This window comes from Litoribacterium kuwaitense, from assembly GCF_011058155.1.
In the GTDB taxonomy this organism is placed as follows: Bacteria; Bacillota; Bacilli; order Bacillales; family DSM-28697; genus Litoribacterium; species Litoribacterium kuwaitense.
The window spans coordinates 39,291-62,199 of sequence record NZ_JAALFC010000022.1 but is presented as its reverse complement, the minus strand read 5'-3'; the positions used below and the strand labels follow the sequence as shown (position 1 = coordinate 62,199).

The following is a 22,909-nucleotide window of genomic DNA, read 5'->3' as shown; positions in this document are numbered from 1 at the left end:
AATGATGCTGAACCATCACCTCTGCAGTCGTATGAACTTCAGGCGCAATCCGCTCCACAGTCAAGGCAATCGAAAGCGTTTTTGCATCTCGTAAAGTGATATCCTGAATAGAGTCATCGGCAAAAATAATTACAGCCTTCGCTTGCTCAACATTTGCTTGCGCATAAGTATACTCTTCTGTAAGACTTCCTTGAATATAATGGATTCGCTCTTCAGCAACGTCGGTCGGTGACTTCTCCAATGTATCTACGATGACGACATCAATATAATCATTTGTTCCTAATATTTCACGAATGGCCGTTTCGGCTTTTTTACTCCAGCCAATAATGACAACATGTTCTTTTTTCGTATAGGCCACCTTACCTTCCTCCCTTTTGCGCTTAAATACTGAAAACACATCAATGATTTTGCCAATCACGACGCCCAATAGCCCAATGCCTACTAAGTACATAAAATGGTAAACACTTTGCCCGCCATCGTCACTGGTGAAAAGTCTCCATAACCGACGGTCGCAAACGTCGTAAGTACAAAATAAAATGAATTAAAGAGCGACTGTAGATTCTCCGGCTCCAATGCATACATAACAAATGTACAGATCACTACAAATACCAGCGTCGCTAGAAAAAGCGTCATATTTCTCATCCGAATTAAGTTTAATCCAAGCTTTTTAAAGAAATGCATCGTTTCACCGCCTCTGTATCCTTTAACATCTTCTATAGTAAAGGAAAAATAGGTGATAAAAAAGTTATAAACTGAATTTCAATAACACTGACGAAAGACTTGTTTCGTAAATTGATCCAATCTCGTATACTTATACGTATCTTGAAAGACAGAGGGAGGCAGATGAAGATGAAACCGATCCCATTAGAGAGACATGGATTCGATGCAAGTCAAATCGTCTTAGGCTGCATGGGAATGGGCGGCAGCTGGGATGACAGTCCTATAACCGGAGAGCAGATCAAGCAAGGTCAAGCGGCCGTGGAGGCAGCACTCGACATTGGCATAACGATGTTTGATCATGCCGACATCTATACGAGAGGTAAAGCTGAAAAGGTTTTTGGTCAAATTCTTAAAGATCAACCAAGTCTTAGGGATAACATCATTCTTCAATCAAAATGCGGTATCCGCTTTGCTGATGAAACAGGTCCTCATCGCTTTGATTTTAGTGAGAAACATATTTTAGCAAGTGTCGATGGGATCTTAGAGCGTCTAGGCACTGATTACCTCGATATTCTTTTACTACACCGTCCTGACCCACTTGTAGAACCTGAGGAAGTCGCGCTTGCCTTCCGCAAACTAAAAGCAGCCGGCAAAGTCCGCGCATTTGGCGTCTCTAATATGAATCACGGTCAAATCAAATTGCTGCAAGCCTACTGTGATGAGCCAATTGTTGCCAACCAATTAGAAATGAGCCTGCTGAAAACAGGATTCATAGACACAGGCGTCCACGTCAACCAAGAAGCTGCTCGAGAAAACCTTTTCCCAGATGGAACGATCGAATATTGCCGACTTGAAAACGTTCAGCTCCAAGCTTGGAGCCCAATGGCGCAAGGGCTTTACTCTGGAAAATCACTAGAAGGACAACCTAAGTCTGTCATCAAAACGGCCAATCGCGTACAGGAGCTTGCCGAAGAAAAAGGCACTACACCAGAATCGATCGTTTTAGCATGGCTCATGACCCATCCGGCTCAAATTCAGCCGGTTATCGGCACCACGCGGCCAGAGCGCATTTACGCAGGCAAAGATGCGTTTCACCTGTGCCTCACTCGTGAGGAATGGTATGAGCTGTACATTAGCACGCGCGGTGTTGCTCTTCCTTAATTGAACAACTCGTTCTATATAGAAACAAACCAGCGGTTCGGATACAAAAAGCTAATTCTATTCAGAGGGATTAAGATAGAATTAGCTTTTTAGGCAATTTTCATCGCCTACTCGCCTTGATTGAACGACCTAGTTTTGGTAGGAGATCAGCAATGTTCATCGCTTTCTTTAGCAATAATACTATTTTTTACATTTAAATAAATAAATAACGCCCTTTATTTAAATCCAGCCTTTTTCTACAGCGGCTTTTACCGCCTGCTGCCTCGACTCTGCTTCTAGCTTCTGTATAGCAGAAGACAAGTAGTTCCGCACCGTCCCATTAGATAAGTAGAGCGCTTTGCTCATATCATCTGTCGTCATTCCTTCTTTTGCCAGAATCAGTACCTCTACTTCGCGTACACTTAGTGGATTGTCCTCTTTCATAAACAATGCCGCCGCCAAATCAGTACTAATGACCCGTTCTCCCTGCATCACCCGTCGAATCGATTCAATAAAATATTCGATCGGCTCATCCTTTAATAAGTAACCTTCAACACGAGCATCCATTGCTTTTTGCAAATAACCAGCTCGGGCAAACGTAGTAACGATCACGATTTTACAAGGTAAATTTGCTTCTCGTACTTTTTCAGCTAACTCCAAGCCGCTGATCGAAGGCATTTCGATGTCCAGTACACATACGTCAGGTTTATATTTCTGAATGGCTTCCCACGCCTGCTGCCCATCCGCCACTTCTGCTGCCACTTCAAAATCATCCTCAAATGTTAACAAAGAAGATAGGGCATTGCGCAACAATTGCTGGTCTTCTGCAAGAAGCACTCTAATCATGACACTGGATTCCCCTTTCCATAGTGGCGAACCGGGAGCCGCAAAGTGACAACGGTTCCCCTAGTGGATGAGTGATTTGTCACCATAGCAGCTCCCATCAATGCTTGCATTCGCTTCTTCATTGATTGAAATCCAACGCCATCCTTATTTCTCACATTGATGAGACCAATCCCGTCATCCACTATGCTTATACAATAATCGTCACCTGTGGTTTGAAGTTGCATGATGCAATGTTTTGCCTGGCTGTGCTTGACGATATTGGTGATCGCTTCCCGAACAGATAAAGCGAGCATCGTTTCTTCTACACTAGATAAATAAGGAGGGTCCCCTTTTTCCACAATCTCAAACTCAATACCAGCCGTATACAGAAGCTTTTTGGAATGCTCTATTTCACTTACCAAAGAGACAAATTGCATATCTGCTACAAGCTCTCTCACCTGTTTCAAGGCCATTCGCGAAGTAGCCATAATATCCTTCAGTTCTTCTTTCGCCTGTCCATTATCTTTGTCCAACCATTTCGTGGCCAATTCACTTTTTAGTTTGATCATCGTCAGTGTTTGTCCTAAAGTATCATGGAGATCTCTTGCGATACGCTCTCTTTCCTCCTGCTGGATATACTGTTCAATCTTTTCATTTGCCTCATCTAGTTCGCCTTGTAAGCTTCTCGATTTTTCGATAATATATATGACGATTGGAAACAACATTTCTATCATCATCATCGGTATAAAGACCGTTTTCTCTAGCTTTAAAAGCTCGATTTCCTCGGTCAAAAAAACAATGGTAAACATTACAGCAATTGCCGCAATACCTATGCCAATGTGCCACTTGGACCACGCCCTTCCTAACAAATCGGCAAAAACGATCCCAAATAACAAAATAGAAGGATCGACATAGATCCCGAACACAGTCAGCACAGTCAGACCTGCCAAAACTGCTGCCAGAAGACGCCAATCCCTGTACCATAGCCCTATATAGAAAAAAACAAGGAAAGCGAGCAACAACAGAGAGCTTCCCAACAGACCAAGGGCTGAATCTGTCCGAAAAACCATATAAAATATCATGACGATGGCGATTACATCTAAAGCCAAATATTGTTTAATTTGCTCTCTTGGGTAAATCTTATTTATCATAAAGAACCTCCAGCTTCATGACCTCTGTTCAAAGATTCCCGCTGTACGCTTACGAAGCATTTCCATAGGTCCGAATTTAAATATACGCAACCATACAGATGCAAAGAAAAGCTGAAACAAAGAAATGCCTAGCCAGATCGCAATGATCGTCAAAGAATTTAGCTGTTCGCCAAGCGCAAAACCCCAACCGTAAAAAATAATGGATGAGATCACATTTTGCATGACGTAACAGCTCAGAGACATCTTCCCGACACTTTCTAAAAAGTTCCACAGCACATTTTCCTGTGTATATTGTATCATTTTCCCAATAAGTCCTATATATCCCAGTGACATCAACGGTGCAAATAAATAACGTACTGGAAGATCGAAAACGCCGCCTGGAATCAATATGAGTAAGTTTAACGGCACACCAATATATATTCCAATGTTAAAAAGCTTGTCACGCTGGCGCCGACCGTTCTGATCGTTCGCAAATACACCCGAACGCATCAGGCGCACACCGAGCAGGAATAAGAAAACGTTCATCGGAATAACAAAGATAGCTTCAATTCTAAGCTGCAAGAAATGAGACACTCGGTATTGTAATTGCTGCAGCCAGGTGCCTTCTTTATAAAGGGTAGCCACCTCATCAAAGCTGCCCAGCGACATACTCGCGCCCGAACCAAGCAACAGCAACATGAATGCGAGAATGACTGTTGTATGAATGCTCCCAATCCATTTCATCGTTCTAGATATGACACGGTCTCCGCCTTTAACAATGAACGCAACAATGATTGCGGTTATACCATAACTCATAAGGATGTCATATTCCATAACTAGAATATAGTGAAGTAGCCCTTCAATGATTAGGATAAGTGATACCCAAATATAAACTCCAGGCCATGCCTTTGCTTTACGAAATGCCTGCTGATATTTAAGTTCTAACCCTATACCAAACATAATGGTTAATAACCCGAGCAATTTTCCGTTAACCAAAAATAATACGAGCATTCTGAGGAGGTCGTTGATATTCCACCATCCTGAGTGATCAAACGTTGTAATATAAGACAGGTTTCCTAAATAAGCAAATATCCACACATTCGTTCCAAGAGTCCCCAAGATAGCAAACCCTCGCAAGATATCAAGCAAGCGAATTCTTTCCCTCTGCTGTTCCATGTTTACTCACTCTTTTCAAAAGTTGTTCAGCTTCATTCGATTGTAATATTGAAAAGAGCTACGAAACATTCACAAGTGTAAGCAATAATTCATGACAAATGTCACAAAATAATTACCAGTGACTAGCATTGAACAAAGAAGTCGACCTTTATTTAACTTCTGATAGACAGTACTAAAATGACTCTAAATCATTAAACTGTTTAAGGCTTCGAAACAAACTAAAACCACCTGTCGAATGACGAAACAAGTGGTTAAAGAATGTGACGGGTTTATAGATTAGGAACAACCGATTTATTCAAATACCTTGTCTCAAACTTCAAGCCTAGTGGCCGAGACAAAAGGTGACTCGAATAGAGCAAATCGTTCATGGACACATCAGCGCCTAGCAACATCATGAGACAAGCCTAAGACTTCATTAACGTATGGTTATGACTGTTGAACCTGGGCTTCGACATATTGTGCATTCATTCGCTCAATATGCTTTTCACTCCAATCATGCATCGCTTCAAGAATCGGCTGTAGTGTTTTACCATACTCCGTAATGCTATATTCTACTTTTGGCGGGATTTGCGAATACACTTTACGTCCGACAATTCCTTCAGCCTCTAGCTCGCGCAGTTGGACCGTCAGCATTTTTTGTGTGATCCCCGGAATAGCACGTTTCAGCTCATTAAAGCGCAAGACTTCATGCTTCGTTAATTGAAACAAGATTTTATGCTTCCACTTCCCGACTAAAATATCCAATGCTGTCTCTGCTTTGCAAGTGTCCACGAGAAAGCCTCCAATACAGTTTCTTTAGAGATAGTATACCACTAAACTGAACTGTAAAAAAACAAGCTGTCTCGTTAAGCTTTGCCGTCATAGTTTCCTTTAGGATACTAACCCACTTTAAAGTGCGTACTGTTACTTCCCGATGTCTCTGGTTACACTAGTACATGATCAAACGAACAGACACATAAAGGAGAGAATATAAAATGAGCATGAACTTCTATGACGCACTCGAAAATCGTCGCAGCCACTATGCCCTTAGCAAAGAAACGACCATTTCAAACACACGAATCGAAGAGATTGTCCAGCATGCAGTGAAACATGTCCCATCTGCATTTAATTCACAATCGACCCGTGTCGTTATTTTATTTGCTAAAGATCATGACACATTATGGGATATGACGACGGACGCACTGAAAGGTGTCGTTGGTGAAGAGGCTGACTTTTCCGGTACGCAACAAAAAATGGACGCGTTTAAAGGCGCCTACGGTACAATTCTGTTTTTCGAAGATCAAGATGTCGTGCGTGGATTGCAGGAGCAATTCCCACTATATGCTGATAACTTTCCAATTTGGTCTATCCAAACGTCTGGGATGCACCAATTAGCTGTGTGGACTGGACTTGCAACAGAAGGCTTAGGTGCTTCACTCCAGCACTATAACCCGATTATCGACGAGCTTGTTGCGGAGAAATGGAATATTCCTAATACGTGGAAGCTATATGCACAAATGCCGTTTGGCAAACCGACAAGCGACGCTGGTCCAAAAGAATTTAAGCCCTTAGATGACCGTATTAAGGTTCACGGTTCATAAATGTGTCCTTTGTTCATCTCTTCCATGACACGAGGATGAAATACATACTCCTGTCTTGTTCATAAAGCAGAGCAGAGATGAAGCCATTTTCCTAACATCATTAAAAATGCTCCTCTCAGGAAAACAGCTATGGCTGTTTATCCTGTCAGGAGCATTGATTATAAAGTCTTTATTCCAGTGGAAGGTTGATGAAAAAGCCAATAACGTAAGAGCGTTAACACACGAGGCAACTGGTTTGTGGCTGTCACACCTGCTCGAACCGGTAACTTTAACGGAAGATCAAAGATATCCTGGGTGCTATCGATGATCACTGTTTCCCCTAGTCCGAAATGTTTCACTGCTTCTCTCAACCCTCGCTCTTCAGGAAGCTTATGCTGAACAGCTACTCTAATTGGTTTGCCAGTGACCGCAGCCTCAGCGATTGTATCCCAGCTCGGACGCATGATTGCCAAGTCACAAGCAGCCATAAATTCTTGTGGAAACCGCTCAAACGTAGGAATCGGGACAACATTCGTATTTCCTGTGACACTCCCTGACGACACGACAATGACCGTTTTTTCATTCGACCATGTTTGTGGCAGCCTGATATTTCCCAAGTCCTTCTCCAGCCCAACAAAAGCAACACGGTCATTTCCTGTTTGTTGAAGCCATTTTTTACGCATTCTGCGAACTCGTTTAATATTGATTTCTCCCGTAAACCAATCCAGTGTACAGGAGCCAACATTTCCCCAATTCGGCTCTTTATGACCTGCTAAGGCAATCCATTGATCCATTTGTTCATACGCTTGTTTTAGAAATAAACTTTCTTCAGGAAACCATTCCATCATCAGCGTATACCATGTGAAATGACCCATACCAGCACTGCGAACGCCTGCTTGTTGAGCAGCTGGAAAGGCCACTGGTTCAATATCACTAAACACAAAATGTGCTTCATTTGTCATTAAATAATGTCGTTCGTGAGCAATTAATTTTTCCCAATCATCTTTATACGCCAGAAGCTGCTCTTGTGTCTGCATCACATTGACACGAAGCTCATTCGAATAAAATATGTAGTTTAGGGCGATTGGGAGCTGACGGTAATGGATTTTATTTTTAAAACGAGATAGTCTACGCCGTAAATATCGTATGCCTTCACAGTAGACAATAGTGACATGTATTTCGTCATGCGAATGAAGTAGCGCTTCGAGGATAAGAGCACAGCGCTTCATGTGCGCTTTTCCAACAGATACATAATAAACGAGATGTGCCATTCATTACACACCCACTTCCTCTACATCACCGCTCCGTAACAGAGCTGGGAAAAACGTCGCGAAGAACACTCGGTTGATCCAGCATTTATCTTGCTTCAAAATAAATATCCCCCTCTCTCGTACAGTGTTAAAAACTCGTCACATGGGCAGGCTTGCGTCCCACTGAATAGTATTGAATTCCTGATTGACTCGCTTCTTCTGGGTCATGCACGTTGCGCGCATCAAAAAGTAACGGGGTCTTCATGAATGTCTTATAGCCCTCAAAGGGATACTGTTCAATTTGAACCCAATCGGTCATCAAGACCGCCAAATCTGCCTCGTATAAAGCCTCTTCAATAGATTCAGCGAGTTGAAACGCACTAGGCATCATTTCTTTTGCAGCTGAGGAGACTATAGGATCATACCCTAGCACTGTCGCACCTTCCTGCAATAATAGTTCTGTTATTGTAATTGAAGGGGCGTCGATCATACAGTCTGTGTTCGCAGACTCAGCGAGTCCTAAGAGAACGATGCGCTTTCCATGAAGCGGACCTAATTGCTGAATCGCACGAAAAATCTTTCTTGGCCGAGCCTCTTGTACTTCTAACACAGCTTGAATAATCGAAGAGTCACGAAGGTTTGATCTTAAGATATTTTTTAACGCATGTGTATCCTTAAAAAAGCGTGACCCGACGTGGGCAAGACCCGCTTGTAAGAAGCTGTGACCGATGCGCGAATCCATACCTACACCTTCTGACACGTGTTCAATATCCACGCCAACCTCTTCACAAATATCTGCCAATTCGTTAATAAGACTAATTTTTGTTGCTAAAAACGCGTGCGTTACGTATTGGATCAACTCCGCAGTTTCTATTGTTGTCTCAAAGAGAGGAACATCTAACGTTTCATATAAACAGCGAATGGCATATTTTATTTGATTTGACGTCGTCCCAATAACAGTTCGTTCTCCTTTAAAAGCATCTCTTAAAGCGGACCCACGCGTGAGAAAAGAAGATTCATAGCCTACTTGTAATGGCTGCAAGAGCTGTCGGCTAAATTGTCTCGTTGTCCCGACTGGCACTGATCCTTTAAGCATTACAATCGCGTTATTGTTTGCGTATGCTGATACATATGCCGCTTCGCGTTCAAGTGTTTCCTGTACTTGATTTTGTTGACTTAAGCCATGCAATGTCGTTACATAAATAACATCAGCTTGTGTCAGGAGAAGCCCTTTTTTGTCCTCAAAATGTAAACATTGCTTTTGCATAAACTCATACACGCGCTCTTCTAAGCCCGGTTCATAGAAAGGCATAACTCCTTTTTTCAAACGTTTAATTCGCTCCGTATCTGTGTCAAGTACAGTGACATGATGACCTAAGCTAGCCAACGTAACACCTGTCATCATTCCTAGAAAACACGATCCGATGACAACTACTGATTTTTCCATTTCCCTTTCCCCTTTAACACCTACGTCTCTTTTCAGCAAGAAACGACAAGTTTCGTTCTTTTTAGAGAACATCCACTGTAAAAAAATAGAGTTTTTACCTCTTCTTATATATTACTTAAGGTGAATTAGCAATAAAATAAAAAGTTTATAAAATTTTCTTAAAAATAATGTCCGATAACTCTATTATAGAAAAGTTCTCCTTAAAGAACACTACGCTGCATAGCATGTATTTTCCTTTTTATTTATCTGCATCTTAAGGAAAAGTTAAAAAACTAAAAGTCCAGCACTAACACCAGCTGGACTCAGAGTGTAGTTAAAGAAAATATATAGACGAAAAAGCCAACGTTATGACGATCCCTACTGGTATTTTTGAGAATTACGTGCCGCAAAACGTGCGATACGGAACAGTAGAGCTGGACGGACAGATATAAGCTTTTTGGTCATCCGAATAAGCGTAAGGTTTCTTGAGCGTCTGCATCAGTTGGTGAAAAGGTGCCCATTCTTCTTGTTCCGCTGCTGCCAAAGCTTCTTCAACCCGGTGGTTTCGAGGAATTACCGCCGGGTTATGCTGACGCATGAGTTCCCGCACCGTTTTAATCGATTCCGACTGCTGTGCTCGTCGCTCTTCTAACCTCTTCCGCCAATGAGCAAAATCCTCAGCCTCAAAAAGCGCTTCGTCTGTAAATGATTCTAACGTCAATGACCTAAATGTATTTGTAAAATCTGCTTGATGGTGCTCCATTAATTGGAGGAGATCTTTGATCAAGTCGCGATCTTCTTGCCGTTCGTTACTTAACCCTAGTTTATTTCTCATGCCTTTCATCCAATAGCGATGGAAACGGCTCGCAAATGTTGCGAGTAAGTCTTGAGCAATGTCTACGGCACGTTCTGTATCGTCATGAAACAAAGGAAGTAACGTTTCCGCAAAGCGTGCCAAGTTCCACTCAGCAATGCCCGGTTGGTTTTGATAGGCGTATCGACCTTGCTGGTCAATCGAACTAAAAACCGTTTTGGGATCGTATGTATCCATAAAAGCGCATGGACCGTAATCGATCGTTTCACCGCTAATGGTCATATTGTCGGTATTCATGACCCCGTGAATAAAGCCAACAAGCTGCCATTTAGCGACTAAAGAGGCTTGGCGATCGATCACATGGCGAAACAGTTCATGATACGGATTTTCCGCGTCTTTGACCTCTGGATAATGACGGTCGATCACGTAATCAGCTAACTTTTTCAACTCATCGCTTGCTTCTCGTGCGGCAGCGTATTGAAATGTGCCTACCCGAATATGACTTGCGGCCACTCGTATTAGTACCGCGCCTTGTAAAGGCCGTTCACGATGGACAGGCAACCCTGTTTTCACAACCGCAAGACCGCGCGTCGTCGGAATACCGAGAGCATGCATCGCCTCACTAATGATGTATTCGCGAAGCATTGGTCCGAGAGCTGCTCGCCCATCTCCTCCACGAGAAAAAGTTGTTCGCCCCGCTCCTTTTAACTGGATATCAAAACGCTCGCCAGCAGGCGTGATCTGCTCCCCTAAAAGAACCGCACGCCCGTCCCCTAACATCGTGAAATGACCGAATTGATGGCCTGCATACGCTTGCGCAATCGACTGTGACTTTTCTGGAATTCGACTTCCTGAAAGCACAGCGATCCCTTCACTCTCTTTAAGCTGCTGCGCATCTAAGCCTAGTGATTGAGCGAGCGTCTCATTAAAGGCTACAAGATGTGGGTGCAGCGCAGGTTCAGGATGCGTTTCTTCATAAAAAGTCTGAGGCAGCTTCATGTAGCTGTTTTTTAACGACCAGCCTATCGTTTCATCGTTTGACATCGTTGTGCTCTCTCCAATCCAAGTCTGTATATTTAAGACAACCTTATCATACGTGATCGATCGTTTGCATTATACATGGGAACGAAAGACAACGCCTTAACATCCTTTAAAATGAGAACAATAAATCGATCATCATCTGAGGGATTAAAAACCATTGAAATCGACATCAGGTGTAATGTCCCGCATTGAACTAGGCGTGTCTTTAGTTGTCCGCCTAACATCCTCTTAGTATAAATAGGTAAGAGAGATAAGAATTGAACTAAAAGCAAACTTTACATGTGGGCGAAGGATGATTTTTTCATCGCCCGCTTTTGTTTAAATTCAATATGACTGTCTCGATAGCGCCTTTCTCAAAGGTATACTTTTCACAGACAATATAAAACCTATTACATAGTACAGAAACCCAACTGCTATATGTAAAAATAAAAAGCCGTCTGTTCCAAATGGACAAAGTGCCCTTTTGCACAGACAGCACACGCTAATATATTCATAAACTCAGAACGGATACACTCGTTTTCCGGATTTATATGTTTGTACGATTATTACTGCACCTTTTTCACCTGTAAAAGTGACTAGGTCAGCTTTCGCCCCTTCCTTGAGACCTTCCATCATTGGAGCTTTCATGAAAGAAGCTGGACGTATTGACGCCATGTCCCAAGCTTCTTGTACCGTGCATAACCCACGATTTGCAAGGTGTGCGATTCCATCCTTTAACATCCTTACTGAACCAGCCAATAATTTCGGATTTTCTTTCATATGAAGCTTGCCTTCGGGTGTCAGTACTACCTTACCACCGATATGCGTTTCATAATCTCCTGGCTTGAGTCCACTGAGATACACTGCATCACTGACTAGCATCGCTTGCGCCTTTTTTGTGCGCAGGGCAACGGTAAGAAATGATTCAGGCAGGTGAAACCCATCTGCAATAAGACACGCCGATAGATTGTCCTCAGCCAATTGCTCCCAGAGATAATTGGGGTGCCTTGGCAGCATAAGGTGTGCTCCATTTCCCAAATGTGTGGACATTGTCGCGCCTGCTTCTACCGCTTCTTGTATTTGTTCAGGAGTTGCTGCTGTATGACCGATGGACACGACAACACCATGTTCAGCACATTTCGTAATGAAATCAACAGAACCTGGCCATTCAGGTGACATTGTGATGATCTTTATCATGCCGTTCGCCGCTTCTTGCCATTGTTGAAAAAGGGCCCAGTCAGGCGCTTTAACATAAGAATGACTATGTGCACCCCTAGGGCCATCCTCTGGAGAAATGAAGGGTCCTTCTAAATGTATCCCAGCAACACATGCTTCGACAAAACGATCGTTTTCACACGCTTTGGAAATGACCTCTACTGTATTTTCGATCGCTTTATCATGATTGGTTATAATGGTAGGAAAATAGGAAGTCACTCCTTCCTCCCAAAGTAAATGAGTCACTTTTTTTACCGTTTCTTGTGTGATTGGCCACGTATTAAAGTCATGACCTTGGTAGCCATTAATTTGTAAGTCAACGAGCCCAGGCGCAATAAACGGCAGATCACTCTTTCGCTTAGATAGTGGTTGAATATCGCTAATTTGACTTCCATTGAACGTTACGGCAATTTGTTCCCCAGTAGCATAATGAACCCCTTCTAAAAACTCATTCATCGTAAGAATCCTTGTCTAAATAAAGAATACAACTTGGATGACGGCGCAAGCTAGAAGCTGGGTTTGTCTCTGAAATGGGTCCTTTTAACGTTTGTTTAACTGCATTCTTTTTTGTCAACCCTGGAACGATGCAATACAAGTAACTGCCAGACAACAATGCCGGAATCGTCAGAGTCAGTGCATGAGTAGGAACATCAGCTAATTTGTGGAAACATTTGTCGTTCACTTGCTGTTGCCGAGACATTTCATCCAGCTTAACCATCTTTATTAATTTAGGATCATTAAAATGAGCTACCGGTGGATCATTAAAGGCGATATGACCGTTCTCGCCAATCCCTAAACAAACGATATCAATTGGAGCTTCCATTAATCGTTCACTATAAACTTGACATTCAAGTTCTGGATCGTTTAAACCATCGATTAGGTGAATTTTCCCTGGCTTGACACTGTCAAATAATCGATCACATAAAAACTTACTAAAGGATTGTTCTTCCTGTGGCTTTAAACCGATATATTCATCCATATGAAAAACGGTCACCCGGTGCCATTCAATGCCAGAAGCAGTCCTTAACGTCTCCAGAAATTCATTTTGGGAAGGCGCAGAAGCAAATATTATCCGAATCGTTTCTTTCTCTTTTAACAGGGCCTTCATTTTTGCGATGACATCTGCCGCAGCAGCCCGCCCCATACCGTCTCGCTCTTCATATACTCGAACAACTAAGTGATCAATCTTTTTTTCTTTATAAGGTTGTACTTTTAGTGACAATGTTTATTAAAACTCCTTTCTATTGAGCCTTGTTTATACTATTTTTCTGCCTTTTGAAATAGTCGCTTTAAACCGTCCAATGTTAATTGTGTGCCGTCCATTTTTGTTCCATCTTCTGGAACATAGTGGGTTTCAATCGTGAACAACCCTCGATAGCCATCGTGATCTATCGCCTGTAACTGTTCCAAATAAGCGACATGACCATCGCCAATCGGCACACACCTTGGCTGTCCATCTGTTTGAATATAAGCATCTTTTAAATGGACATGGCCGATCAGCCCTTTCACCTCTTCATAGCCCTGAGGAAAGGCGGAGCGGCCACCATGCTCCTCATTGCCGGGATCCCAAAGTGCTTTAAGATGAGATGAATTTACCTTCTTCACCATGCTGCTAACTTCAGAAGCATAGCCACCGTTGCAAGCCCCTTCATTTTCCAGCAATAGTAGCATATCTTCTTTTGCAGCTAACTCTGCTGCTCTTTTTAAATGACCGATGACTTCATCTTCATAATTGGAAGGGTTTTGTTCTCTCCAAAATGAGAAAATGCGGATTTTATCCGTTTTTAACAGTCTAGCAATGTCAAAAGCGCGGTTTAGTTTCTGAAAATGAGCTTCAACACCTTCTTCATCTTGTCCAAAAGTATCCCCTGTGGCAACCGTTCTCGTAGGGTTAAGTGCACATTTAAATACTGGTGATGATATACATGAGACAAATAACCCCCGCTGCTCAATGTCGTGAAGCAGCTGCTTAATTTCACGATCAGACAGATCAATGATATTCTTATCATTCACCCGTCGGACTTCCACATGTTTTAAACCTTTTTCTTTCGCCCAATTTAAGGCCTCAGCCGTATGAGATGATACTTCATCTGTAATGACACCCAATCGATCAAAAACCAATGATATTCACTCCCTGCTTTATAATTCGACTGTTTTTCCAGTTGAACGACTTTCATTCGCCGCTTCGAGAAATCTAGTTATTTCAACCGTTTCATTAATATCAACCGGCGATATCCCAGTACATAGAAATTGGACGATTTCCTCTAAAAGCGCTGCATAATAAGGCTTATCGCCTGATGATGCGTTTACAAATTCTGTTTTCTCGTTGCTGTGAATAGCTGCACCAAAAGTGTTATTTCCCTTTCGATTTCCTCGAAGACTGCCAATACGACCGTCTTTCCATTCCCCTATAAGCACATCATGATCGGCATTTTTTGTCACTGTAACCCTTTCACATCCTGTACCAAAAGCACGGTAAAGCATGTCTGCAGTATGGATACCATACCAGAACAAACCATGATGGGCTTCAATCGCCAGCGGCCCGTAACAGTCCATACCTATGATTGTTTTTCCTTCCAATTTCTTGAGTGCTGAGGATAAACCCACTGCAAACCTGACTGCTGAGCAACTCATGATGGGCGTCTGATTTTCGTCAGCTAACCAAAGGATGTCCTTGGCTTCCTTTGATGAAGTTGTAAAGGGCTTATCAATAAAGACAGGTTTCTGATAAGAAACAATTTTTTTGAATTGTTTAAGGTGAACCCGTCCATCGACAGATTCCAAAAAAATCGCATCACACTTTTCAGCAACTTCCTCCGGGGAATCTACAATTTTAACGTCATAATGATCTCGCAGCTCATGCGTAAAGCCTTCTACACGAGAGTAACTCAATTCCATATCTGAAGAACCTCCAGGAAAGGCAACGACGACCTTTCCCCCTGGCACATGATACTGATGAGCTGGATCATTTAGTAATTTTGTGAAAGCGACAACGTGAGATGTATCTAAGCCAATCATTCCAATTCTAATCGTATCCATGACGCTCCCCCTATGATTTAAACTGCAATAGCTCTTAATTGAATTGATTCATTGCATTTAGCTGTACTTCTTTTCCTGTCCTTGCCGATTCATAAATCGCCAAAAGCAAATCAACTGCTTTACGAGCTTCCTCACCGGATACGAGTGGCTCGCGGTCTTCTTTGATTGCTTGGATCATATCATTCACAAAAATAGCGTGTCCCCTATTCGAAATGGCTTTTGGGTCGTGACTTCCCCCTTCTGTGTGACTCACTTGTGGAATTTCTTCATCACGATCAATAAACGCCCATTGTTTAAAGCCTGAGTCTCCAAAAATGATCGAACCTTTTTCACCATGCAGTTCAAACCTCGTTTCCTGTCCTGGATACACAGATGTGGTTCCTTGGATGACACCAAAAGCGCCATGTTTATATTTGACTGCAATCACTGCCGTATCTTCCACCTCGATATGTCTAACTAAAGGAGCGGTATAAGCAAAAACCGATTCAACCTCACCAACCATCCATTGAATCAGGTCGATTCCATGAATTCCTTGATTCATTAATGCGCCACCGCCATCTATTTCCCAAGTACCTCTCCAACCAGCGCTCTGATAATATTCCGGACTTCGGTAGTATTTTAAATAAGCATCGCCAAGCACCAGTTTTCCAAGCTTTCCTTCTTGGATGGCTTTTCGTGTTTTAATCGCTGCATCCAATGTTCTTCGTTGATAAACGGCGCCTAATTTAACATTGTTCGCTTTGCATGCGTCGATCATTTTTGACATTTTCTCACTTGTAATATCAAGCGGTTTCTCACAAAGTACATGGATCCCATGTTGGGCAGCTGCGATTGTCACCTCCGCATGCAATCCACTTGGCACACAAACAGATACAATATCAATAGCTTCTTGGGCAAACATTTCCTCATAATCCGTATACGTTTTTTCTACTTTAAATTCATAAGCTAATTTCTCCGCCTTTTCCTGTTCAATGTCACAAATAGCAACGAGCTTAGCTTCCTGATGTGCAGTGATCGCTCTTGCATGAGAGGCTGAAATGACTCCAGCCCCAACAATCACTACCTTTTTTGGATTAGACACAAAATCCACCCCTTTATTTTTTTAATGACATGCTAATTCAACTCTGCTTCCTGCATCCGTTGATATGCTTCTGCATGGATGTCAACAAGTTGTTGCACACCAAGGTCTTCCATTTCCTTCACATAATCATCCCACTCACTTAAATCACGATCACCAATAATAAACTTAGCGATTTGCTCATCTCTGTGTTTAATAATGGCTTCTCCCTGAATGGCTATGACTTCCTGTTCTTCTGGAGAAAAAGCTGGAACCGGAACGATTGGCTCATCGTATTGCCGCCCTTCTTCATAGGCTTGTTTCACTTCATCACTGAATAAGCTCATATGCGCATCGTAATCAAACCATGAGTATGTTGCATACGTAGATATCCCAGTGTCGTTCCGAAGATCTGCAGGGCTTTGATAGTCTTTCATCCATTGCTTCTCGCCATTTTCTTCTGTATACGTTTCATCCTGAACACCCCAGCTCAATGCATCCCTGCCTTCCTCAGAAAAGGTCCAGTCAATGTATTGAATCACTGTATCGATATGATCAGAAGTGACAGCAACCGAATAACCCGATTCATTTTTATGTGCTGAATAAGCAACTTGTTCGTCCCCAGGAAAACCAGCAGGCGGTGCCATATTGAGTAACGTATAATCTGGATTTGTTTCACGGTTTGCAAGATTAAACTCGTCGATTCTTCCAATATAATCTTGGGTAATAAAAGAGGTACCCGTAGACATTAACTCTTGCCATTGAGCTGTATCTGTTGAGAGGAAATCTGATGGGATTAAACCTTCGCTAAAAAATGTATTCAGATGCTCCACCAATGCACGGAAATTGTCTTCGATAGGACCATAACGCCATTCATCTTTTTCATGATCGTAATAGTAATTCAAGCTCGTACCAAAGTTCGGTGCAAAGCTCTCAAGTTTGTCTGTACCATTTCGAAAGCCAAGCGGGTAGCTATCTGGATAGATCGACTTTAACTCTTTTAAAACGGCATACAGTTCATCCCAATTTTCTGGTATCTCTAAACCATGCTCTGCAAAGATATCTTGCCGATACATGTACAGCATGCGGTTGGTTTCTCCAATGCCGATATTTGGCGAGATAAACATTTTTCCATCATGAGAAAGAGTGGCTCTGGCTGCTTCCGGAAATTCTTCCATCCAAGTTTGTAAATTTGGCATGTCATCAATATGATCAAGCAGATTGACTAAAGCTCCGTCGTTACCATATCTGTTCGCTGTCGAATAATTGGGCATCCGTAATAAATCCGGTAATTCTCCAGATGCAACCGTAAGATTTAATGACTCACCGTAAGGCTCGGCGGCAATCGTTAAATCTATATTCATCTGACCGCCTTCTTCCATCAAGTCGAATACGAGCCAATCTTCATCAGTCGGCCAGCTTGGGTGTTCATTCGTATAGAATTCGATTGTTGGCCTTTCCCCATCTGATTCACCATTTGCTTCAACATCTGTTTCGACATCTGAAGACGATGGAGAATCAGAACATGCTGCCAGGACTGCCAAAAGGAACATCATGATCATAAAAGGGGATTTTATATTTCTCATTATTTATTCTCCTCTCAATTATCAGAAAATAACTCATGTAATCAACTGCTATTTACAAGCCTTGATGTCACTTGTAGCCTTGCTACTTAGATGGTCAAGCTGATTTTTATTTCAACGCTGTTTATTGCATTCTCTTCTTCATAGATATAAACGCTGTCTTGTACACCAAAAAGTATAATTTTGTTTTTCTTGTTGTTGTATCTTCATTCAATATCTCCCAACCTGAGCCGACCATGCTCCATCATATTGGATCTTTTTATTAAAGCGCTTTCTCTATTCTTTTAATGATCCTATCATCACCCCTTTAACAAAGTATTTTTGGAGGAATGGATAAAGTAAAAGGATCGGCAGCGTAGAAACTAAAATCGTTGCATATTGAATCGATTCCTGAACGACTACGGCATCGCCACCCGATACATCAGCCATTTGCTCAACAAGAACTAGATTTCTAAGGATCACTTGTAAAGGATACAGTGCATCATCCCTTAGATATAGCAATGGAAGGATAAAGTTATTCCAGATCCCTACAGCATAGAATAAGCCAATCGTTGCCAATACCGGTTTTGATAATGGGAGAACAATTCGAGCAAATATACCTAAATCATTTAAACCATCAATCTTAGCCGATTCCTCTAATTCATTCGGTATTGTCGCAGAAAAAAAAGTTCTCATAATAATTAAGTTCCATGTGCTTACCGCCTGAGGCAGCACCATCGCCCAAACCGTATCCAATAATCCTAAAGATTTTACGACGAGAAAAGTTGGAATCATGCCCCCGCCGAATAAAATCGTGAAAACAATCATGATCATAAAACCTTTACGAAAAATCATCGTTTTTTTCGATAGTGCATACGCCCCCATCGCTGTAATGATTAAAGAGATCGCTGTTCCTAAGGTGACGTATAAAATCGTATTAAAGTACCCTGTCCCAATTCGAGAGTCACTTAGTACATGCTCATAGTTTTTAAATGTCAGCTCCTTTGGAATTAAATTCACATCCCCCCTCATGACATGAACATCTCCACTTAACGAGACAGCAATCATATGAAGAAACGGATAAATTGTAACAAATGCCACACCTAGCAAAAGAACGCTGTTTATAAATGTAAACGGAGTCATTTTTGCTTTTGACAAAACCATCGCCCCCTTACCATAGACTTTCTTGTCCAAATCGCTTCGCAAGATAATTGGCACCAAATAAGAAGGTAAAGCTGATTACCCCTAAAAATAACCCAATGGCTGTAGCATAACTGTAGTTTCCTTGGACAAGACCGACTCGATAAACATAGGTAGAAATGATGTCTGCCGTTTCATACGTGACTGGATTGTATAACAAGAAAACCTTTTCAAAACCAATTTCCAACACTTTTCCAATATTTAAAATACCTACGATAAAGATTGCCGGCAAAATTCCGGGCAACGTAATATACCATAATTTCGCAAACCGCCCAGCACCATCAATATCTGCCGCTTCATATAATTGCGGACTAATGGACGTTAAAGCAGCTAAGTAAATAATCGCCTCCCATCCCATATGCTGCCATATTTCTGACGAGACAAATATCGTACGGAACATTTCTGGCATGATCATCCAATTCATCGGCTCAATGCCTAAGTATGAAATCATTCGATTGACAATACCTGAAGGAGAAAGAAAAACGACAATCATACTCGCGACCACGACATTTGATATAAAATGCGGTAAGTAACTAAGCGTTTGAACAAAGCGCTTAAAATACATATTTTTCAATTCATTTAATAACAGGGCAAATATGATTGGAACGGGGAACCCAAAAAGAAAATTATAAAAACCTAACAAAAATGTATTTCGTAATAGATTTAAAAAGTCAGGGCTTTCTATAAAAATTTGAAAATATTTTAACCCTACCCACTCACTCTCCAAAACACCTTTAAACAAATTGTAATCTTTAAAGGCAATAACGACCCCAAACATCGGTGCATAATGGAAAATTAAGTAGTAAAGTAAAACAGGTGCAAATAATATTAAGAGATATTTGCTGTTATTCAGTTTTTTTCTTAAAGACTTATAATATTCCTTAGATCGTTTTGTTTTCACCGCAGTTCTCTCTTGTTCTCTCGGCTCCAATTGATCCATTCATCGATACCTCCTTCAGCATTTGAGGTAGCAACCGATTACCGGCTTAATAGAAATCGATTACTATGCACTGTTTAGTTCTCTAGTACAGCGCTTTCTAGAGCTAGTACTGAGCTACGGTCGATTACTTTTGGCTGTAACATGATGTCTACATTTTCGACTGTTTTTCCATCTAGTTGGTCTAAAAGCAAATTGCAGGCTAATTTCCCCATTTCGTAGTCTGGTTGTTGAATTGTAGTCAAAGGTGGCGTGATCATTTCGGAAAACTCAATATTATCAAATCCCATCACAGACATTTGCTCAGGAACATTTATACCTTGTTTCGTCAGTTCATTCATAACACCAAATGCTGTCATATCATTACAAACGAATATGGCTGTAGGTAATTCCGAATTTTTCAATAAATTTTGTGTTAATTCGATGCCATTTTTAAACTCATAACTTCTGTCAAAGGCTTCGTATTCTTTTGAAGCAACCTGGATCAACGATTCATCTATGTCAAGATCATTCTGTTCCAAGGCATTTAGATATCCCTCATAAACACTTATTCGACTTGGTCGGGTCAATGGAGAGCTGATTAGTGCAATTTTTCTGTGCCCCTTTTTGATTAAATATTCCGTCGCCATAAACCCACCTTTTTTATAATCAAAGTGAATCTGACTGCTATTTAACCCATCGATTGTTTGATCAAAGGCTACAATTTGTAAGCCCTTTCGAACTAAAGCTCCGAGCAAATTTTTATCTGGGGAAATAGAAGAAACAATGAGGCCTTTGACTTGCTTTTCAAATAACGTTTTTAAATACTCCTCTTCAAGTTGCGGACTGCGATGGGAGTTGCATAACAACACATGATATCCCCGACTCCTAGCAATATCTTCAACACCTAGAACGATAGAGGAATAAAAAGGGTTCGTTATGGATGGAATAATCACTCCGATCGTCATACTATTATTTGTTTTTAATTGTCTTCCTAGCATGTTAGGAATATAGTTGACTTCTTCCGCCACTTTTTTTATTTTTTCTCTTAACTCTGATCTCACTGGATAGCCGCTATTGCTTAAGACGCGAGAAACTGTCGCTGAAGAAGTTCCTGCTTTTTTTGCTATATCATATATCGTCGGATGCTTTTTCACCATTTCCACACCTTTTAGTAATCGATATCTATTTTTGTAACAAGCTTTATTATTGGACCGGTCACGTGTAAACAGGGTTGGCGACTGCATAGTTATCACTTCTACATTAACCCTTTATATTTGTAATATACTGCTGATTGCAATTGATGAATATGACTTCGTTTCAAACCCGTTTCTTGCGCACACGACGTCCCCCTTTTTAACGATTTTATTTTTTATATATTAATAAGATTCAGATATCGGATTTGCTAACTTCAAATTTACTTGAGTCATTTTGAAATGACAAGTCTTTAAATTGTCTATTAATCTCATTAAGCGATTTTTTTATTTTATCAATGATCACTGGCAACTTCTCATTTTTTTGAGCTTACAACTAGTAAAGGCTTTAACGCATCTCACAAAGTCCAATCCCGCATAAAGTCCTTGGCAACCAATAATGGCAACATCAAAGGGGCATTTTTTTGTCTTGTCGTTCTCATATGATTGAACTAAATCTGCCAAGTTCTGAACAACACGCTTGGGCGCGCGTCACTGCCTCCTGCTCGATTAATGCGTAGCCTCACGAAAAGTCACATCGTTAACTCGGCTTAAGCCGTCAAGCCAATTCAGCCTCTGCTTACTTCATGAGCCATCGATACGATAACCTTCTTTGATGTGGGAGAATCAAACGCAAAAAAAGATGCACAGGAAGCAAACCTGAACATCTGAATGTACAGCTATTTTCATACTCATTGAGCAAGCATTTTTCTACGAAGGGACTTCTTCATGCTCTGGTCGTTTTGCCAGCCAATCTTCTAGCGTCGCCACCCGGTCAGGATGCTTGCGGCTCCGAGCCAGAAAGCCTACACCTTGATTAAGCATGGGATCTTGATCGGTTGGCTGATAGCGTAAGTCTACACTCCAGCGCACTCCTTCTGAGCGATTGGGTGTCGACATATGGAGGCAACGGTCGTTAAAAATAATGGCGCTTCCTGCAGTGACTGGCAACACGACACTCGGCGTATTTCCAAGCTGATTTTCCCGAAGAGCAGTATATCCCGTCCCTGTAAGTTCTTCATGATGCCACTCAAGCAGCCTCTTCCGATGCGTTTTCGGTTTAATGTGCAAGCAGCCATTCACTTCATTGGCATCGACTATCGGTATCCAGACTGTAATGACCGGATTGGCATTGGCACCTGGCCAGTAAGACTTATCTTGATGCCAAGGAACAGCGCCAGCAGCCACTTTCGGTATTTTGGGCCTTGTGTTGTACACGGGACTGGAAAAAATTTCTCCGCCAATTAAGGACTCAACAACGTCCAAAATTTTTGGATTGCTCATTAGCTGAAAATAACCTGGGTGCCGATCACGCCAGCTTCGACCATACTTTAAAAAATCTTCCTCTGTTAAGTCTTTAAACATCTCCGCAAGCCGCTTTTCAAACGGACGATCAATGAATGGATCGTCGATTAACCCATCTTTTAGTAAATGATCCGCAATCATAGATACTTTTGCATTCATCGCCTCTTTTGTAGGCTCAAGCTCTTCAGGTGTCAAGAGCGAAGGTAGCACGAGGTACCCTTCTCGCTCATAAAAATCAAGCTGTTCCTTAGTTAAACCTCCGTTTACGTTTTCAGTCACCTAAGATCATCCTTTCTAAAGGGAATTTAATACTTTGTTATAACTTAACACCCTCTATGAGTGCTGTCTTTAGACACTCTTTCGGTATTTGATCATTTTTACCGGAATATTCCCTCACTTTGTTTTTCATGGTACAATCCATA

Annotated in this window: 21 protein-coding genes; 2 read left to right on the top strand and 19 right to left on the bottom strand. The window is 41.6% G+C overall.

Translation table 11 applies throughout. The annotated features are described in order from the left end of the window. Together G4V62_RS11925 and G4V62_RS11920 are read right to left on the bottom strand one after the other, a co-directional pair. A partial coding sequence (locus G4V62_RS11925; protein WP_212508759.1) for an NAD-binding protein occupies nt 1-358 on the bottom strand: 358 nt, incomplete at its 3' end. Between the two features lie 83 nt (nt 359-441). After that, a complete protein-coding gene (locus G4V62_RS11920) occupies nt 442-681 on the bottom strand; it encodes a potassium channel family protein (protein WP_165202499.1) in 240 nt (79 codons plus the stop codon). A gap of 168 nt (nt 682-849) precedes the next feature. Here G4V62_RS11920 and G4V62_RS11915 point away from each other — a divergent pair, with 168 nt between their 5' ends. Continuing rightward, nucleotides 850-1,821: an aldo/keto reductase gene (locus tag G4V62_RS11915; RefSeq protein WP_165202497.1), complete on the top strand. Its 972-nt coding sequence runs from the start codon at nt 850-852 to the stop codon at nt 1,819-1,821. A gap of 219 nt (nt 1,822-2,040) precedes the next feature. On the opposite strand, the gene G4V62_RS11910 is transcribed toward G4V62_RS11915, so the two are convergent. The 4 genes from G4V62_RS11910 to G4V62_RS11895 form a co-directional block, all read right to left on the bottom strand. Further along, nucleotides 2,041-2,646: a response regulator transcription factor gene (locus tag G4V62_RS11910; RefSeq protein ID WP_165202495.1), complete on the bottom strand. Its 606-nt coding sequence runs from the start codon at nt 2,644-2,646 to the stop codon at nt 2,041-2,043. Further along, entirely contained in the window at nt 2,643-3,776 is a 1,134-nt protein-coding gene (locus tag G4V62_RS11905; RefSeq protein WP_165202493.1) for a sensor histidine kinase, read from the bottom strand. Before G4V62_RS11905 ends, G4V62_RS11910 begins: the two co-directional genes overlap by 4 nt. Before the next feature lie 15 nt (nt 3,777-3,791). After that, nucleotides 3,792-4,931 carry a DUF418 domain-containing protein gene (locus G4V62_RS11900; protein WP_165202491.1) on the bottom strand — a complete coding sequence of 380 codons (1,140 nt, stop codon included), beginning with the start codon at nt 4,929-4,931 and terminating at the stop codon, nt 3,792-3,794. 426 nt (nt 4,932-5,357) lie between these two features. Beyond that, nucleotides 5,358-5,702 carry a winged helix-turn-helix transcriptional regulator gene (locus tag G4V62_RS11895; protein ID WP_312855486.1) on the bottom strand — a complete coding sequence of 115 codons (345 nt, stop codon included), beginning with the start codon at nt 5,700-5,702 and terminating at the stop codon, nt 5,358-5,360. A 203-nt stretch (nt 5,703-5,905) separates the two neighbouring features. Between G4V62_RS11895 and G4V62_RS11890 the strand changes: the two genes are divergently transcribed. Continuing rightward, on the top strand, nt 5,906-6,511 hold the full coding sequence (locus G4V62_RS11890; protein ID WP_165202489.1) for a nitroreductase family protein: 606 nt from the start codon (nt 5,906-5,908) through the stop codon (nt 6,509-6,511). Nucleotides 6,512-6,669: 158 nt separating this feature from the next. Here G4V62_RS11890 and G4V62_RS11885 read toward each other — a convergent pair whose 3' ends face one another. From G4V62_RS11885 to G4V62_RS11825, 13 genes are all read right to left on the bottom strand, one after another. Beyond that, entirely contained in the window at nt 6,670-7,761 is a 1,092-nt protein-coding gene (locus tag G4V62_RS11885; protein ID WP_165202487.1) for a hypothetical protein, read from the bottom strand. A gap of 127 nt (nt 7,762-7,888) precedes the next feature. After that, nucleotides 7,889-9,187 carry a UDP-glucose dehydrogenase family protein gene (locus G4V62_RS11880; RefSeq protein WP_165202485.1) on the bottom strand — a complete coding sequence of 433 codons (1,299 nt, stop codon included), beginning with the start codon at nt 9,185-9,187 and terminating at the stop codon, nt 7,889-7,891. A 376-nt stretch (nt 9,188-9,563) separates the two neighbouring features. Further along, the gene (locus G4V62_RS11875; protein WP_165202483.1) at nt 9,564-11,024 is read right to left on the bottom strand and encodes a protein adenylyltransferase SelO; all 1,461 of its coding nucleotides are present in this window, start codon (nt 11,022-11,024) and stop codon (nt 9,564-9,566) included. A 495-nt stretch (nt 11,025-11,519) separates the two neighbouring features. Next, nucleotides 11,520-12,671 carry an N-acetylglucosamine-6-phosphate deacetylase gene (locus G4V62_RS11870; RefSeq protein ID WP_165202481.1) on the bottom strand — a complete coding sequence of 384 codons (1,152 nt, stop codon included), beginning with the start codon at nt 12,669-12,671 and terminating at the stop codon, nt 11,520-11,522. After that, complete coding sequence (locus tag G4V62_RS11865; RefSeq protein WP_376768310.1) at nt 12,664-13,437, bottom strand: glucosamine-6-phosphate deaminase; 774 nt, start codon at nt 13,435-13,437, stop codon at nt 12,664-12,666. Before G4V62_RS11865 ends, G4V62_RS11870 begins: the two co-directional genes overlap by 8 nt. A 38-nt stretch (nt 13,438-13,475) precedes the next feature. After that, nucleotides 13,476-14,336, bottom strand: a complete 861-nt coding sequence (locus G4V62_RS11860) for a sugar phosphate isomerase/epimerase family protein (RefSeq protein WP_165202479.1) — start codon at nt 14,334-14,336, stop codon at nt 13,476-13,478. 18 nt (nt 14,337-14,354) lie between these two features. Further along, nucleotides 14,355-15,254: a Gfo/Idh/MocA family protein gene (locus G4V62_RS11855; RefSeq protein WP_165202477.1), complete on the bottom strand. Its 900-nt coding sequence runs from the start codon at nt 15,252-15,254 to the stop codon at nt 14,355-14,357. Between the two features lie 34 nt (nt 15,255-15,288). Beyond that, nucleotides 15,289-16,335 (bottom strand): Gfo/Idh/MocA family protein, encoded by a 1,047-nt coding sequence (locus G4V62_RS11850; RefSeq protein WP_165202475.1) that lies wholly within the window; start codon nt 16,333-16,335, stop codon nt 15,289-15,291. 32 nt (nt 16,336-16,367) lie between these two features. Next, nucleotides 16,368-17,897, bottom strand: coding sequence for an extracellular solute-binding protein (locus tag G4V62_RS11845; RefSeq protein ID WP_165202473.1), 1,530 nt, complete (start codon nt 17,895-17,897; stop codon nt 16,368-16,370). 273 nt (nt 17,898-18,170) lie between these two features. Beyond that, on the bottom strand, nt 18,171-19,037 hold the full coding sequence (locus G4V62_RS11840; protein WP_165202471.1) for a carbohydrate ABC transporter permease: 867 nt from the start codon (nt 19,035-19,037) through the stop codon (nt 18,171-18,173). Nucleotides 19,038-19,044: 7 nt separating this feature from the next. Further along, the gene (locus G4V62_RS11835; protein ID WP_165202469.1) at nt 19,045-20,013 is read right to left on the bottom strand and encodes an ABC transporter permease; all 969 of its coding nucleotides are present in this window, start codon (nt 20,011-20,013) and stop codon (nt 19,045-19,047) included. Between the two features lie 74 nt (nt 20,014-20,087). Further along, the gene (locus tag G4V62_RS11830) at nt 20,088-21,146 is read right to left on the bottom strand and encodes a LacI family DNA-binding transcriptional regulator (RefSeq protein WP_165202467.1); all 1,059 of its coding nucleotides are present in this window, start codon (nt 21,144-21,146) and stop codon (nt 20,088-20,090) included. 747 nt (nt 21,147-21,893) lie between these two features. After that, a complete protein-coding gene (locus G4V62_RS11825) occupies nt 21,894-22,766 on the bottom strand; it encodes a phytanoyl-CoA dioxygenase family protein (protein WP_165202465.1) in 873 nt (290 codons plus the stop codon). Between the last annotated feature and the right edge of the window lie 143 nt (nt 22,767-22,909).

Bases quoted from the DNA above. Each gene is read 5' to 3' on its own strand.
- G4V62_RS11880 (WP_165202485.1), bottom strand. From the start codon at position 9,187: ATGGAAAAATCAGTAGTTGTCATCGGATCGTGTTTTCTAGGAATGATG.
- G4V62_RS11905 (WP_165202493.1), bottom strand. From the start codon at position 3,776: ATGATAAATAAGATTTACCCAAGAGAGCAAATTAAACAATATTTGGCT.
- G4V62_RS11890 (WP_165202489.1), top strand. From the start codon at position 5,906: ATGAGCATGAACTTCTATGACGCACTCGAAAATCGTCGCAGCCACTAT.
- G4V62_RS11855 (WP_165202477.1), bottom strand. From the start codon at position 15,254: ATGGATACGATTAGAATTGGAATGATTGGCTTAGATACATCTCACGTT.
- G4V62_RS11900 (WP_165202491.1), bottom strand. From the start codon at position 4,931: ATGGAACAGCAGAGGGAAAGAATTCGCTTGCTTGATATCTTGCGAGGG.
- G4V62_RS11920 (WP_165202499.1), bottom strand. From the start codon at position 681: ATGCATTTCTTTAAAAAGCTTGGATTAAACTTAATTCGGATGAGAAAT.
- G4V62_RS11910 (WP_165202495.1), bottom strand. From the start codon at position 2,646: ATGATTAGAGTGCTTCTTGCAGAAGACCAGCAATTGTTGCGCAATGCC.
- G4V62_RS11885 (WP_165202487.1), bottom strand. From the start codon at position 7,761: ATGGCACATCTCGTTTATTATGTATCTGTTGGAAAAGCGCACATGAAG.
- G4V62_RS11845 (WP_165202473.1), bottom strand. From the start codon at position 17,897: ATGAGAAATATAAAATCCCCTTTTATGATCATGATGTTCCTTTTGGCA.
- G4V62_RS11840 (WP_165202471.1), bottom strand. From the start codon at position 19,037: ATGGTTTTGTCAAAAGCAAAAATGACTCCGTTTACATTTATAAACAGC.
- G4V62_RS11875 (WP_165202483.1), bottom strand. From the start codon at position 11,024: ATGTCAAACGATGAAACGATAGGCTGGTCGTTAAAAAACAGCTACATG.
- G4V62_RS11835 (WP_165202469.1), bottom strand. From the start codon at position 20,013: ATGGATCAATTGGAGCCGAGAGAACAAGAGAGAACTGCGGTGAAAACA.
- G4V62_RS11915 (WP_165202497.1), top strand. From the start codon at position 850: ATGAAACCGATCCCATTAGAGAGACATGGATTCGATGCAAGTCAAATC.
- G4V62_RS11870 (WP_165202481.1), bottom strand. From the start codon at position 12,671: ATGAATGAGTTTTTAGAAGGGGTTCATTATGCTACTGGGGAACAAATT.